General features: G+C 60.1%; 16 protein-coding genes. 12 read left to right on the forward strand and 4 right to left on the reverse strand.

Going from position 1 to position 14,310, the window contains the following annotated elements; genetic code table 11:
* Positions 1–37: 37 nt before the first annotated feature.
* From gcvA to KX729_RS08930, 8 genes are all read left to right on the forward strand, one after another.
* The gene (gcvA, locus tag KX729_RS08895; protein ID WP_219742522.1) at positions 38–928 is read left to right on the forward strand and encodes a transcriptional regulator GcvA; all 891 of its coding nucleotides are present in this window, start codon (positions 38–40) and stop codon (positions 926–928) included.
* Positions 929–1,612: 684 nt separating this feature from the next.
* On the forward strand, positions 1,613–3,457 hold the full coding sequence (locus tag KX729_RS08900) for a potassium/proton antiporter (RefSeq protein WP_219742083.1): 1,845 nt from the start codon (positions 1,613–1,615) through the stop codon (positions 3,455–3,457).
* A gap of 93 nt (positions 3,458–3,550) precedes the next feature.
* Positions 3,551–4,753 carry a phosphoglycerate kinase gene (locus tag KX729_RS08905; protein WP_219742084.1) on the forward strand — a complete coding sequence of 401 codons (1,203 nt, stop codon included), beginning with the start codon at positions 3,551–3,553 and terminating at the stop codon, positions 4,751–4,753.
* A 101-nt stretch (positions 4,754–4,854) separates the two neighbouring features.
* On the forward strand, positions 4,855–5,133 hold the full coding sequence (locus tag KX729_RS08910; protein WP_219742085.1) for a CopG family ribbon-helix-helix protein: 279 nt from the start codon (positions 4,855–4,857) through the stop codon (positions 5,131–5,133).
* Complete coding sequence (locus KX729_RS08915; RefSeq protein ID WP_219742086.1) at positions 5,121–5,411, forward strand: type II toxin-antitoxin system RelE/ParE family toxin; 291 nt, start codon at positions 5,121–5,123, stop codon at positions 5,409–5,411. Before KX729_RS08910 ends, KX729_RS08915 begins: the two co-directional genes overlap by 13 nt.
* 239 nt (positions 5,412–5,650) lie before the next feature.
* Positions 5,651–6,547: a fructose bisphosphate aldolase gene (locus KX729_RS08920; RefSeq protein ID WP_219742087.1), complete on the forward strand. Its 897-nt coding sequence runs from the start codon at positions 5,651–5,653 to the stop codon at positions 6,545–6,547.
* A 160-nt stretch (positions 6,548–6,707) separates the two neighbouring features.
* Positions 6,708–7,154, forward strand: a complete 447-nt coding sequence (locus KX729_RS08925) for a hypothetical protein (protein ID WP_219742088.1) — start codon at positions 6,708–6,710, stop codon at positions 7,152–7,154.
* Between the two features lie 104 nt (positions 7,155–7,258).
* A complete protein-coding gene (locus KX729_RS08930; RefSeq protein WP_219742089.1) occupies positions 7,259–8,176 on the forward strand; it encodes a PhzF family protein in 918 nt (305 codons plus the stop codon).
* 75 nt (positions 8,177–8,251) lie between these two features.
* Here the strand turns inward: KX729_RS08930 and KX729_RS08935 are convergent, their stop codons facing one another.
* A complete protein-coding gene (locus KX729_RS08935) occupies positions 8,252–8,419 on the reverse strand; it encodes a hypothetical protein (RefSeq protein WP_219742090.1) in 168 nt (55 codons plus the stop codon).
* 182 nt (positions 8,420–8,601) lie between these two features.
* On the opposite strand from KX729_RS08935, the gene KX729_RS08940 reads away from it, so the two are divergent.
* The 3 genes from KX729_RS08940 (at position 8,602) to rcdA (ending at position 11,120) form a co-directional block, all read left to right on the forward strand.
* Positions 8,602–9,876: an MFS transporter gene (locus tag KX729_RS08940; RefSeq protein ID WP_219742091.1), complete on the forward strand. Its 1,275-nt coding sequence runs from the start codon at positions 8,602–8,604 to the stop codon at positions 9,874–9,876.
* Positions 9,873–10,064 carry a DUF1192 domain-containing protein gene (locus KX729_RS08945; protein ID WP_219742092.1) on the forward strand — a complete coding sequence of 64 codons (192 nt, stop codon included), beginning with the start codon at positions 9,873–9,875 and terminating at the stop codon, positions 10,062–10,064. Before KX729_RS08940 ends, KX729_RS08945 begins: the two co-directional genes overlap by 4 nt.
* Positions 10,065–10,607: 543 nt before the next feature.
* Complete coding sequence (gene rcdA, locus KX729_RS08950) at positions 10,608–11,120, forward strand: protease adaptor protein RcdA (RefSeq protein WP_219742093.1); 513 nt, start codon at positions 10,608–10,610, stop codon at positions 11,118–11,120.
* Positions 11,121–11,210: 90 nt separating this feature from the next.
* On the opposite strand, the gene KX729_RS08955 is transcribed toward rcdA, so the two are convergent.
* The 3 genes from KX729_RS08955 to rpmE form a co-directional block, all read right to left on the reverse strand.
* Entirely contained in the window at positions 11,211–11,612 is a 402-nt protein-coding gene (locus KX729_RS08955; RefSeq protein ID WP_246617489.1) for a hypothetical protein, read from the reverse strand.
* Between the two features lie 36 nt (positions 11,613–11,648).
* On the reverse strand, positions 11,649–11,903 hold the full coding sequence (locus KX729_RS08960; protein WP_219742095.1) for a type II toxin-antitoxin system prevent-host-death family antitoxin: 255 nt from the start codon (positions 11,901–11,903) through the stop codon (positions 11,649–11,651).
* Between the two features lie 139 nt (positions 11,904–12,042).
* On the reverse strand, positions 12,043–12,264 hold the full coding sequence (gene rpmE / locus KX729_RS08965) for a 50S ribosomal protein L31 (RefSeq protein ID WP_219742096.1): 222 nt from the start codon (positions 12,262–12,264) through the stop codon (positions 12,043–12,045).
* A 176-nt stretch (positions 12,265–12,440) separates the two neighbouring features.
* Here rpmE and KX729_RS08970 point away from each other — a divergent pair, with 176 nt between their 5' ends.
* Complete coding sequence (locus KX729_RS08970; RefSeq protein ID WP_219742097.1) at positions 12,441–14,270, forward strand: ABC transporter transmembrane domain-containing protein; 1,830 nt, start codon at positions 12,441–12,443, stop codon at positions 14,268–14,270.
* The last annotated feature ends 40 nt before the right edge of the window (positions 14,271–14,310 follow it).

Raw genomic sequence — 14,310 nt, forward strand, 5'->3', positions numbered from 1 at the left:
TCACAGGATGCGTGATCTCTGTTCACGCGTAGGTGCTATGCCCGACCAACTTCCCTTGCAAACCCTTCGCGCCTTCGAGGCGACTGCGCGGCGTCTATCCATGACAGGAGCGGCCGAAGAACTGCATCTGACGCATGGGGCTGTCAGCCGGCAGATCAAGACGCTGGAAGTGCATCTTGGGGTTCCGCTCTTTCGTCGGCTGACCCGAAAGATCGAATTGACCGAAGAAGGAAGCTCCTTGTTCGGCATTGTGACGAGGCTTCTGTCCGAACTTGCCCGCGAGGCGGATTCCATCCGAAGCCGCAGCGATACAACGCGCCTCGTCGTCAGCTCCGGTGTCTCTTTTGCCAGCAAGTGGCTGACACCCCGTCTTCATAGGCTGATGGCGCGATACCCGGATCTTGATGTGCATCTGGAAGTCACGGACATCGCAGTGGACTTCACAAAGAGCCAGGTCGATGTTGCTCTTCGCTATGGAGCGGGCGTTTATCCTGCAGCGACGGCCGAGCGCATCATGAACGAGACGGTGTCGCCGGTATGTGCCCCATTTTATCTGACACAGGTCGGTGGGCTCACCGATCCGGCTGACCTCGATAAATGCCAGCTCATTCACGAGATCGGCATGACCGCGACCTGGGAGCGGTGGTTCACGTCGGTTGGACTATCCTATTCAAAGACACGCGGTCCAGGCTACAGCCACGGTAGCATGTCCATCGAAGCGGCTATTCGAGGCGAAGGCGTCGCGCTCGGGCGGAGCGTACTGGTGGCCGAAGACCTTGCCGAAGGGCGTCTCATTGCGCTGTTCCCAAAGTCCAAGCTGGATGTCGAATGGGGCTACGACCTCGTTTACCGAACCGGGAACGGTCAACACCCAAAGGTCACCGCATTCCGGAACTGGATCGCGGATGAGGTTCGGGCAGACACCTAGAAGGCTTAACACATGACCGCAATTGACGTAAAGCTGCCCAAGGTTGGTGGCGGATTTTGCTCATTTGGAAAAAATCGCCTCCAAATTTCCCCACCCATCAAACCCATGCCTACAATCCCCCTGCTTCCGTCGCCGGAGTGTTTCGCGAGACGTTCGCGGGCAGGCGGAGGCCGGCGCTTTCATCGGAACCGTAACGTGCGGGAAAGGTGGAAGAGGTGAAAGCCATGGAGCGCATGTCTGAAAGGATGTGTGTTCCTATCAAGCGTCCCCCTGGCCGCCGGGTTGGGTTCGGTTTGAGCCGTGCAAGCGCTAAGGGAACCTTGCGTGCAGAGAAGGCGAGGCAATCACCTGTAGGGGCCGGAAGTCCCGAAAAGACGCCGAAGGCCACGCGAATGCGGAGCCACCATACCTAAACTAAACTGAGGTTCCGCATTCGTGTGGGCTCTCCGATATTTGAAAAGCCATCTGCACCAAGGCATGAATCCGTCTTTTTTCTTGGCCGCCCTGCTCTTGCCGGAATTGCTCTTCCCTATTCAAATGGTTGCATCGAATCGCCTGGTGTCCTGCCGGGTACTCAAAGCCTCGTCTTAGCTGGCCGCGTTGCGGTGTGGCACAGTTCCTGTTTCGGGGCTGCGGATGAGGAACCCATATCGAGTGAGGTGCAGAAGGAAGGGGATTTAGTCGGTGGAGGCGTTCTATATCATCCTGCTGGTCGGCACGGTGCTGGTGCTGGTCGCCGCCCTGTCGAGCCTGCTCGCTTTCCGCTTCGGCGCCCCCCTCCTTCTCGTCTTCCTGTCGATCGGCCTGCTCGCCGGTGTTGACGGCCTCGGCATCGCGTTTGAAAACTATTCCTTCACCTTCATGCTGGGTTCGGTGGCGCTGGCCATCGTGCTGTTCGATTCCGGCTTCATGACGCCGATGCATTCGTTCCGCATCGCCGCGGCCCCGTCGATCGCGCTGGCATCCGTCGGCGTCCTTTTGACCACCGGCCTGTTTGCACTTGCCGCCTCGCTGTTCCTGAAATTCTCGCTGCTGGAAGGGCTGCTGCTCGGCTCGATCGTCGCCTCGACGGATGCGGCGGCGGTGTTTTTCCTGTTGCGCATCGGCGGCATCAACATTCGTGACAAGGTGCGCTCGACGCTGGAGGTCGAATCCGGCACCAACGATCCGATGGCGATCTTCCTCACCGTCGCGCTGGCGGAACTGCTGGCCACCGGCCAGGGATTTTCCGGCCTCGACGTGCATTTCCTCGTACTTTTCCTGGAGGAAATGGGGCTTGGCGTCCTTTGCGGCCTGGGCGGCGGCTTCATGATCGTCTGGGTGCTGAACCGCTTCACCTCCGACCGCGGCCTGGCGCCGATCTTCGTGCTGACCCTGGCGCTTCTCGTCTTCGCCTTTACCGGCGCGATCGGTGGCAGCGGCTTTTTGGCGGTCTATGTCGCCGGCATGGTGTCCGGCAATCGCAAGATGTTTGCCAAGCAGCAGATCGTCCGTTTCAACGAGGGGCTGACCTGGCTGGCGCAGATCATCATGTTCCTGGTGCTCGGCCTGCTCGCCACCCCTTCGCAGTTCCCGAGCCTCCTGCTGCCCGCCGTCGGGCTTGCACTTTTCCTGATCTTCGTCGCCCGCCCGGTCGCGGTGTGGCTGAGCCTCTTGCCCTTCGATTTCACCCAGCAGGAAACCGGCTTCCTCGCCTGGGTCGGCCTGCGCGGCGCCGTCTCCATCCTGCTTGCCATCATGCCGATCCTCTCCGGCGTCGAAAACGGCTCGGTCTATTTCAATACGACCTTCATCATCGTGCTGGTCTCACTGCTCGTTCAGGGCTGGACCATCAAGCCGGTCGCCGACTGGCTTGGCCTGATCATTCCGCCGCGCATGGGTGCCGTGGACAAGGTGGAACTTGACCTGCCCGGCACCGCTCATCACGAGCTGATCTCCTACCGCGTCATGAAGGACAGCCCGATCCTGAAGGGTGAGCGCATTCCGCGCTGGGCGATGCCCTCGCTCGTCATCCGCGACGGCCGCAGCATGCGCTACCAATATGCCGGACGGCTGAAGGAAAACGACCAGATCTACCTGTTCATCTCGCCCGCCTATTCGAAACTGCTCGACCGCATTTTCGCAAGCCAGGTGCCGGTTGACGAAGACGACGCGGAGTTTTTCGGCGCCTTCGCAATTTCGCCGAACCGTCCGGCCAAGGAGCTCGATGCAGCCTATGGCCCCGGCCTGCTCTCCGCCAACGAGCAGAATATGACGGTCGGTGACCTGATCACCTCACGCCTTGGCGGCCGGGTCGAATATGCCGATCGCATGCGTTTCGGCTCGATCATCCTGATCGTCCGCGAACTGGACGACCAGGAGGAGCATATCCGCTCGATCGGCATTTCGCTGGAACCGGTCGAACCCACAACCAACCTGCCGATCTTCATCAACATGCGGGAAATCGCCCATCGTATCCGCGACCTGATCCGCAAATACCGCGGCAAGACGGTGCCGGATCGGCGCGCAACGCCGCCACCCGCAGCTTAGGACCAAGAATTTTTGCAGCCCGATATCCGCTTGCGTCAGGAGGCTGGCATAGTATGGTCCGCGCGAATTTCTATATAAGAGGATGATCAGGATATGCCGGCCTTCAAGACACTCGACGATCTCACCGACATCGCAGGCAAGCGCGTACTCGTCCGCGTCGATCTCAACGTCCCTGTTGCGGATGGCAAGGTAACGGACAAGACCCGCATCGAACGCGTCGCGCCGACCATTCTCGAATTGTCGAAGAAGGGCGCCAAGGTCATCCTGCTTGCCCATTTCGGCCGCCCGAAGGATGGCCCGTCCGCGGACCTGTCGCTGTCGCAAATCCTCTCGGCCGTCAACGAAGTGCTCGGCCAGAAAATCCTATTCGCCACCGATTGCATCGGCCCGGATGCCGAACAGGCCGTCTCGGCCATGAAGAACGGCGAAATCCTGCTTCTGGAAAACACCCGTTTCCACAAGGCTGAAGAAAAGAACGACGCGGCCTTCACCGAAGCGCTCGCCAGGAACGGCGATCTTTTCGTCAACGACGCCTTCTCCGCCGCCCACCGCGCCCATTCCTCCACGGAAGGCCTTGCCCACCACCTGCCGGCCTATGCCGGCCGCACCATGCAGGAAGAGCTGGAAGCCCTGGAAAAGGGCCTCGGCAATCCGAGCCGCCCGGTCGTCGCCATCGTCGGCGGCGCCAAGGTATCCTCGAAGATCGACCTCTTGCAGAACCTTGTGAAGAAGGTCGACGCTCTCGTCATCGGCGGCGGCATGGCGAACACCTTCATTGCCGCACAGGGCATCGATGTCGGCAAGTCGCTTTGTGAGCACGATCTGGCCGAGACCGCCAAGGCGATCATGACTGAGGCAAAGGCTTCCAACTGCACCATCGTGCTGCCGGTCGACGGCGTCATCGCCCGCGAGTTCAAGGCGGGTGCCGCCAATGAAGTCGTTGCCATCGACGCGATCCCCGCCGACGCCATGGTCCTCGACGTCGGTCCGAAGTCGATCGAAGCCGTCAACGAATGGATTTCCAAGGCTTCCACGCTCGTCTGGAACGGCCCGCTCGGCGCTTTCGAAATCAGCCCGTTCGACGCCGCAACCGTCGCGGCCGCCAAGCACGCAGCGGCCGAGACCAAGGCCGGCAAGCTCACCTCCGTCGCGGGCGGCGGCGATACGGTAGCCGCGCTGAACCACGCCGGCGTGGCCGACGACTTTTCCTACGTCTCGACGGCCGGCGGCGCCTTCCTCGAATGGATGGAAGGCAAGGAACTGCCGGGCGTTTCGGTGCTTTCGAAGACGGCCTGACTTCATCTTGTCGATGCGTCGTCTGCTATCGGCGCATCGACAATACGCATTCGATACGCTAAGGTAGCGATAGGTATTACCTTCGACTAAAGGCCGGCACGATGGCGACGCCAACCTCCATCAAGCTCGATGACGATCTGAAAGAACGCGTCCAGCAGCTTGCGCAAGCGCGCCGCCGGAGTTCACACTGGGTCATGCGGGAAGCAATTGCCGAATATGTCGAGCGGGAAGAAAAGCGCGAAGCGTTTCGTCAGCAGGCGCGAGATGCCTGGGATGAATACCAGCGCAGCGGCATGCATCTGACGCTCGACGAAGTCGATGCCTGGCTAGCCAAGCTCGAAGCGGGCGAAGATGCGGATATGCCCGCATGCCACGGCTAATCTGGACACCTGCCGCCCTCCGGGACGTCCAGCGCCTTTACCGATTTCTGTCCCCTAAAAATCCCGATTCTGCAAAGCGCGCTATCCACGCCATCCGCACCGGCGTTAAGATCCTTGCCGAGCAGCCGCATATCGGCCGGCACGCAGAAAACATGGAGGAGGGATACAGAGAATGGCTCGTCAAATTCGGGGATAGCGGTTACATTGTTCTCTACCGGGTTGATGCAGAGACAATTAGCCTGCTGGCCATCCGCCACCAGAAAGAAGCGGGCTATTGATCGGTTATGTCGGTCGCCTGTCAGTCATACGCCTGCAACGAAATATGTTGCATATAGAGCGGCGCACTTCGTTATTCACTGATTTTAAAATATTTAGATATTTTAAACGATTGAAATGAATTCAATCGTTTCAGTAGCTTAGGGGTGCATTTCACTTTAAAACGACTTCTGTTATCCGCGGATGGCAGCTTTGGGATGTGTGCGCGTTTCGCGCCAACTTTAGGGAACAGGAGTGTAGAATGGTGGACGCGAAGATGTTGAACAAGATGAGTTCCGCGCCCGGATTTATCGCGGCGCTGGACCAGAGCGGTGGTTCAACACCTGGAGCGTTGCGCCTCTATGGCGTGTCCGAGTCCGACTACAGCGGCGACGAGGAAATGTTCCGCCTGATCCACGCCATGCGCGTCCGCATCATGAGCGCACCGGCTTTCACGGGCGACAAGGTCATCGGCGCGATCCTGTTCGAACGCACCATGGATGGCGACGTCGATGGCGAGGCCGTTCCGTCCTTCCTCTGGGAAAAGCGTGGCGTCGTGCCCTTCCTCAAGGTCGACAAGGGCCTGAATGCCGAGGAAAACGGCGCTCAGACGCTGAAGCCGATGCCCGATCTCGATGCACTGCTGATCCGCGGCCGCGAAAAGGGAATTTTCGGCACCAAGATGCGCTCGGTGATCGCCCATGCCGACAAGACCGGTATCGCAGCCGTCGTCAAGCAGCAGTTCGAAGTTGCGCGCCAGATCATCGCTCAGGGCCTGATGCCGATCATCGAGCCGGAAGTTCTGATCAAGAGCCCGACCAAGGCGGAGGCCGAAACCATTCTTCGCGATGAAATCGCGGCAGAACTCGACAAGCTTCCCGCCGGCGAAACCGTCATGCTCAAGCTGACGATCCCGACGGTTGCCGATCTTTACGCGCCGCTGGTCGCCCACAAGTCGGTCATCCGCGTGGTTGCCCTTTCCGGCGGCTACAGCACTGTCGACGCCTGCGAAAAGCTTAGCCATAACCACGGGATGATCGCGAGCTTCTCGCGCGCCCTGGCGGAAAACCTGCAGGTCTCCATGAGCGATGCGGACTTCGACGCGAGCTTGGCCAAGACGATCGATCAGATCTACGCTGCCAGCGTCAACAAGTCCTGATATTCCGAAAAGGCGCGCAAACCGTCGCCTTTTCAGAGGAGGAAGAAGGCCGCTCCACCGGAGCGGCCTTTTCGTTTTTCCACGGTCCTTCGCGCGGCTGTAACATCGGCGTGAACCGAACCAACCGGTCTCGCGTTCATTCGGCGATGGAGGTGGAGCGATGACGGATTTGGAAGCCAGGGTTCGGCAGCTCTTCGATGACTATGGCCGTCTCAGCAACGATGCCCTGAAGGATGAGACATCAGTGCATGCCACGCTCGTGGCCTCGTTCTTCGCATCCTATTTCGTCGGCTCGACGCCCAAGGCTGTGTTCGGTGGAGCCAATGACGCGACTTTTCGCGAAGTCATCCCGCAAGGTTTTGCCCGCTACCGGCAATGCGGCGGCAAGCGGATGGACATTACCGGCATCAAGATCACCGTCCTCAACGACCTCCACGCACTGGCCGAAATCGGCTGGGACTTTGCCTATGTCAACAAGGCCGGCAAAGGCGGCAACGTGCGTTTCACCAACTTCTACTTCGTCACCATCGCCGACGGCGAACCGCGGATTTTTGCCTATATCACCGGCGACGAGGACAAGGCGATGCAGGAGCACGGTCTGGCCTGAACCGGCACTTTCGTTTTGCTGATGGAGACGATCAAAAACATTCGCTGGTCGCGAAAGCCGCGAAACGTTTAAATCCCGCCATCCACCGTCCTTAGAGTTGTCCCATGCCAACAGCCGATTTCGTCACCGTCGATGTCTTCACCTCGGAGCGTTTTGCCGGCAATCCGCTGGCCGTCGTGCCCGATGCCCGCGGGCTGAGCACCGAAGATATGCAGAAGATCGCAGCGGAATTCGGCTATGCGGAAAGCACCTTCATATTGCCGCCGGAGGATCCGGCAAACAGCGCCCGCGTGCGCATCTTTACGCCGACCGCAGAAATCCCGTTTGCGGGCCATCCGAATGTCGGCACCGCCTTCGTACTCGGCAGCCGGCCGGAGCTTTTCGGCAAGCCGGTTGAAGACAGCTTGCGCTTCGAGGAGATCGCCGGTCTCGTCAAGATCGAGCTTCTGCGTGAGGCTGACGTTGTCATTGGCGCGACTATCCGGGCGCCTCGCCCGCTTGAGACCGGCGAAAAGGTGGACCCGGATCTGGTCGCCCGCTGCGCCTCGATCGATGTGACTGCGATCCGCACAGCGGGGCATAACCCCGTCTTCGCATCCGTCGGCCTGCTCTTCGCGATCGCCGAACTGGAAAATCTGGAGGCGCTGGCGGCAGCCCGGCCGAATATCTCCATCTTCCACGAAGCAGCGGCGAGACACCCTGCGACGCGTGGCGATTTTTCGCTCTTCCTCTACGTTCGCGATGCCGCAGACCCTTGGCGCATCCGCGCCCGCATGTTTGCGCCGCTCGACAATGTCATCGAGGACCCGGCCACCGGCAGCGCGTCGGCGGCACTCGGTGCCTTCCTCGTGACCAATATTGCGGAGGCCGGTGCAAAGGTGGCGATCACCATCGAACAGGGCGTCGAGATGGGCCGTCGCAGCGTGATCCAGCTTGATGTGGTCAAGACGGCCGGCAAGGTTACCGACGTGCGGATCACCGGTCGCTGCATTTCGGTCATGCGCGGATCGATTGAGGTCTAAGCATGTCGCGCAAAAGTGTGCAGCGGTTTTGCGACGACGACATGCGACAAACAAAAATCTAAAGCGCGATACGCTTTAGAGCGTCGTAAACTCGCGCAGGATCAGCGCCACGCTCCAGATCGCGAAAGCGAACAAGGCGAGCTTCCAAAAATCCCCGCGGCGCCTCAGTCCAGGCAGTCCGAGCGGCTTGATGATCTGGATCACCATCGCCAGGATCAGCAGAACCGAGATTGTTTTCGTCATCAGGTTGTTCTTTCGCGAACCGCCACAGGCTGGACATTTTTCCCCTCCACCACAGATAGCTGTGAGGGGATTCGGGGAAGTCATGATCCACTTCGCTTTCGTTAACGCTCGGTTCATCCGCATGCAACAATGCTTGCATGTGAACCCCTCCAGACGCGCGCATAAGAGCTGACAGTAGACAGATGAGACGCAACCTCCTCCCGGTTCTTGCCCTTCTTTGCGGTACGCTTTTCCTGTTTCTCGGAAACGGCCTGCAAAGCCTGCTTCTGCCGGTGCGCGGCTCGCAGGAAGGTTATTCGAACGAGGTGCTCGGCTTCCTCGGCACCACCTGGGCCTCCGGCTTCGTGATCGGCTGTTTCGTGGCGCCGAACGTCGTACGCCGCATCGGTCATGTGCGCGCCTTTTCCGGTTTCCTGTCGCTGATCTGCCTGAACGTGCTTCTGACCGGCATCATCGTCAACCAGGAAGCCTGGCTGCTCTTGCGCGCCATCACCGGCTTCTGCACCGCCGGCACCTCGATGATCATCGAAAGCTGGCTGAATGAGCGCGCCACGCCGGAAAGCCGTGGCACGATCTTCTCGTTCTACATTTCGATCACGCTGTTCGGCGTCGTCGGCGGACAGCTGATGGTGCCTTTCGCCGATATCAACACGCCGATCCTCTTCATGGTCTGCGGCATCCTCTATTGCATCGCCGCACTGCCGACGACGCTTTCCAAGGCCGCCTCGCCGCAGCCGCTGAAACGCGCGCGTCTGGATATCCCCGCCCTCTTCCGCAATTCGCCGATCTCCTGCATCGGCATCCTGCTGATCGGCGTCGCCAACGGCGCATACGGTACGCTCGGCGCCGTCTTCGGCACCCGCGCCGGGCTCGATCACGGCGCAGTTGCGGCAATGGTCTCGATCACCATCTTCGCCGGCGCCATCATGCAATTCCCCGCCGGCCGGCTTTCCGATCGCATGGACCGCCGCCATGTGCTGGCCGCGCTTTCCGCCGCGGCGGCTCTTGCCGGCCTTGCCGTCGTCATCATCCAGCCCACGCATGTCTATTGGATCGTCGCGCTGGTGGCGGTCTACGGAGCCGCGGCCAACGCGCTCTATCCGATCGCGGTCGCACACGCCAACGACTTCGCCGCGCCGGAAGATTTCGTGAAAGTGTCGGGCGGCCTGCTCCTGCTTTACGGCATCGGCACGATCATCGGCCCCTCGCTCGGCGGCCCCGTCATGACCTGGGCCGGCCCTTATGCGCTGTTCATGGTCACCGCCGTGGCGCATACCCTCATCACTGCCTATGCCATCATCCGCAGCCGCATGCGCGCGCCGGTGCCGGTGGAAGAGCGCGGCTCCTACCAGACGGCTCCGAGCTCGCCCTCGCAGCTTGCAACGCCGGAAAGCCTGTCGCTCGATCCGCGCGCCAAGGCGAACCCGGAAGGCCAGGCTCGGAAGGACGCGCCATGACATTCCTTGACGACGACCGCCCGAAAAAGCCGACCGCCCACGAGATCGGCTCGGATCTCTCGATGCTCTCCGTTGACGAACTCGACGCGCGAATCACTTTGCTGAGGAGCGAAATCGAGCGTCTCGGCGCCGAAAAAGACCGGAAAGCGGCCGGCCGTCGTGCTGCCGACAGCATTTTCAAATCCTGATCGAGACCGCATCCGCGTCCAGCGATGGATCACATCGTTTTTACGCATACGCAGATCATAGACGCTGCGCCCGCAAACCCTCAAGAATTTCCGGGAGGCACTGAAGTATTTCTTCTCATCTTTAACGGAATATTAATCATTAATAGAGAATATAAAACCGTCCAGGCCTCCTGGACTCAGACAGTTTCACCGTTCGGCGAATGGTCTGATTTCTCCCTGTTTTACCTTGAGAGCCGCCTTCCCGCGGCTCTTCTTTTTTAAAACCGCTGGATTTCGGTAATTTTCCCTTCACTACACCGTGAGCTGACGTAACGGCAGCTCTCGCCTTCCGGCCATAGGCGGTGTATTGGCAAGTCCGGAAATACGTCCCATTTCAGGAAGTTGACCCGCGTTTACCGCTTCTTGTGGGTATTAACCTTTCCTTAAGAAACGTCTTGCGGATTTCCATTATAAGTATCATCTTCAGGTCAAAGAGAACGGCCGGGGAACTTTTAGTCGCCGGCATCATTGCCTGAATGTGATTGCGTTAGCAGGATGACCTCGATGTCCGAACAGGGATTGAACACTGTCAGTTTTGCCGGCCGCGCCGCTGCCTCTTCGCAGTTCAAGGCGCTGTACTCTGAAGGCATGGCGCTTGTGGAAGAAACCGCGGGTTATCTCGACGGTCCGGGTCGCGCCGCCTCCAAGGTTCTGCCGCGCATGGCATCGGTGCTTTACGCCGCCGAGTCGATGCGACTGACCACCCGCCTCATGCAGATGGCTTCCTGGCTTCTCCTGCAGCGCGCCGTCAACAATGGCGAGATGAGCCGCGAACAGGTTCTCTCCGAAAAGAACAAGGTCCGCCTCGACGGTTTCAACGTCGACCGCAACGCGCCGGGCTGGCTGGACCTGCCGGAAGGCTTCCGTGATCTGGTCGAGCGCTCGCTGCGCCTGCAGAACCGCGTTGCGCTTCTCGATCGCGAAATCTACCGTCCGTCCGATCCGACCGTCGTCTCGGACAACGAAAACAGCGTTCGCGCCCAGCAGAACCTGCTGCAGACCGCTTTCGGCGGCTGATCGAAGCTGTCGGTATCCAGATTTTTAGATTTTTAAAAGGCAGGCCTCGCGCCTGCCTTTTTCGTTTTGTGCTTAGCGAAATCAGGTGACCTAATCACGCTTGATGCCGGCACTTTTTCCTGCTCTCGCCAATTCCAGGAATTTCACCCTGACGATGGAGAAAAGTCCGGGTGGAATGAAGCCGTAGCTGAACTCGCCGCCGCCGCCGGGCACAGGCGTCAAACCACCATTTGGCCACTCGTCGATATTGTGCTCCGAGACGATTATCCAGCTCGGCTGATCGTCGAGACCGAGAAACGCCTTCACCCTGGCGGGGATTTCAATTCCAATCGTGTTTACGGAAGGCGGGCTGTGGGTGATGGGCAGCAGGACGACATAACGCGGGCGGGCAAAACTATCGCTTGCCGCAACGAGACAGGCGGGCCGATCTTTGCCTTGGTTTCTCCTCGCAGCCTCATCATGCGCCCAGACATAGTCGTAGCGAATAACCATTCCGGGCTTCGGGTCGGGAAGCGCCATTGACGATAATTACTTCAAAAGCTCGTCGAGTGATGCATGTTCCGGATCTATCTCAGCGCGCTCTACCGCGTCGACAACGATATCCAGCGCGCTGCCTGTCGCATGCGACCGCTGAGCAGCAGCCCTCAGCCAATCATACTGGTCCGCTGACATCAGCACGAATTCCCTTCGGCCATGTCTAGTTATCTCCACCGGTTCCCGCTGCGCCTGATGCTGGACCTCGCCGAACCGGCGCTGGAATTCAAGTGAGCTCACCCTTGCCATGACACCACTCCATCGCGACATATCCAAATTATACGTATAATTCGCACAAATTCAACGGCCGCCCATTTCGTTGGACAAAGCCCAAACGCAAAAAAGCCCAGCTTTCGCCAGGCTTTTTATAAATCTGTCCAGAAGCGGATTAGAGGCCGAGGCCGCCGAAGCGCTTGTTGAACTTGGAAACGCGACCGCCGCGGTCCAGCATCTGCTGGTTGCCGCCGGTCCAAGCCGGGTGGGACTTGGGGTCGATTTCGAGGTTCATGGTGGCGCCTTCCGAACCCCAAGTCGAGCGGGTTTCGTATTCGGTGCCGTCGGTCATGACGACCTTGATCGTGTGGTAGTCGGGATGGATGCCAGCCTTCATGTCGATGTTCCTGCTCTGCGAGGTCCATTTGTCGCAATTGCGAGCGAGAAACCTCTTTAATAAATGAAGCCGCAGACCTGCCCGGCCACGGCTTCCCAATTGGATGCGGAGCCTATACAGGAAGGTGGCCGGAGTTACAAGTACCCGCGCGCTGTGAAAAGCGCCCCAGAAGCAGCATGAAATCCGAGGGAAAATTGTCCGACGCCTCCCATACCCAGCCCGCAGAAACCAAGGCACGAGGCAAGGCGCTAAGGCCGCTCGGACGACTCCTCCCCTATCTCTCGCGATACCGGCGCATGGTCGGGCTCGCAACCTTTTTCCTGGTGCTGGCCGCTGCCACCACGCTGGCCCTGCCGCTCGCCGTGCGCCGCATGGTGGACCACGGTTTCGCCTCCGCTGACGGGCATTTCATCAACAACTATTTCGGCATGCTCTTGGTGCTCGCGACGCTTCTCGCTGTCGCCAGCGCCATGCGCTACTACTATGTCATCACCATCGGCGAACGCGTCGTGGCGGATCTTCGCCGTGAAGTATTTTCGCATATCACCCGGCTGTCGCCCTCTTTTTATGACGTCAATCAGTCCGGCGAGATCGTTTCGCGCCTGACCGCCGATACGACGCAGATCAAGTCTGCCTTCGGTTCCGCAGCCTCACAGGCGCTGCGCAACACCATCCTCTGTCTCGGCGCGATGGGCATGATGATCTATACCAGCCCGAAGCTCTCGGCCCTGGTGCTCGGCGCCATTCCGCTGATCGTTTTCCCGCTCGTGGGCTTCGGCCGTTCGGTGCGCAAGCGCTCTCGCAACGCGCAGGATATGCTGGCCCAAAGCTCCGCCTTCGCGTCGGAGACCATCGGCGCCACCCGTACGGTGCAGGCCTTCAGCGCCGAAACCATTGCCAGCAGCCGTTACGGCGGCACGGTGGAAAACGCCTATGGCGCCGCTCGCGCCTCCATCAAGGCCCGCGCCCTGCTGACCGGCTTCGGCATCCTGCTGATCTTCGGCTCGATCGTCGGCGTGTTGTGGTATGGCGCGCAGAGCGTGCTGTCCGGCACGATGACGGCCGGTATACTCGGCCAGTTCGTGCTATATTCGGTCATCGTCGCGAGTTCCCTCGGCCAGCTTTCCGAAGTCTGGGGCGAGCTTTCCGCTGCCGGAGGTGCTGCTGAGCGCCTGAGCGAACTGCTGCAGGAAGTGCCGGCCATCCGCGATTCGGAAACGCCCGTCGCGCTGCCCGCTCCACCGCGCGGCGAAGTCGAGTTTGAACAAGTCTCCTTCGCCTATCCCGCCCGGGTCAGCGCCATCACGCTGAATTCGCTGTCCTTCAAGGTGAAATCCGGAGAAACGGTCGCCATCGTCGGCCCGTCCGGCGCCGGCAAAAGCACCATCTTCTCGCTGCTGATGCGTTTTTACGATCCATCCGCCGGCACCATAAAACTCGACGGCGTCGATCTTCGACAGGCCCGGCTTGACGATTTCCGTTCGCGCCTTGCCATCGTCCCGCAGGACGTGACGATCTTCGCCGCCTCGATCCACGACAACATCGCCTTCGGAATGCCGGATGCCACGCGCGAAGCCGTGCGCGCCGCGGCGGTTGCCGCTCAGGCCGACGAGTTCATCTCGAAACTCGACCAGGGATACGACACGCTGGCCGGTGAACGCGGCATCACGCTGTCCGGCGGCCAGCGCCAGCGCATCGCGATCGCCCGCGCCATCCTGAAGGACGCGCCGGTCCTTCTGCTCGACGAAGCCACCTCGGCGCTGGATGCGGAAAGCGAAACGCTGGTGCAGAAGGCATTGGATGGCTTGATGCAGAACCGCACGACCCTGGTCATCGCCCACCGGCTCGCCACCGTGCTGAAAGCGGATCGCATTCTCGTGCTGGAAGCCGGCAAGGTGGTCGAAGAAGGCACGCATCAGAGCCTCGTCGCCCAGGGCGGGCTCTATGCCAAGCTTGCCCGGCTGCAATTTCATGATATCGAGCATCAGAGCGCATCGGCACTCTGATCGTCACGTCGATGTGTTCATGTCCCGGCCGGTCGGGGCG

The sequence above is a fragment of the Neorhizobium populisoli genome, assembly GCF_019430945.1.
GTDB classification, from domain to species: Bacteria; Pseudomonadota; Alphaproteobacteria; order Rhizobiales; family Rhizobiaceae; genus Neorhizobium; species Neorhizobium populisoli.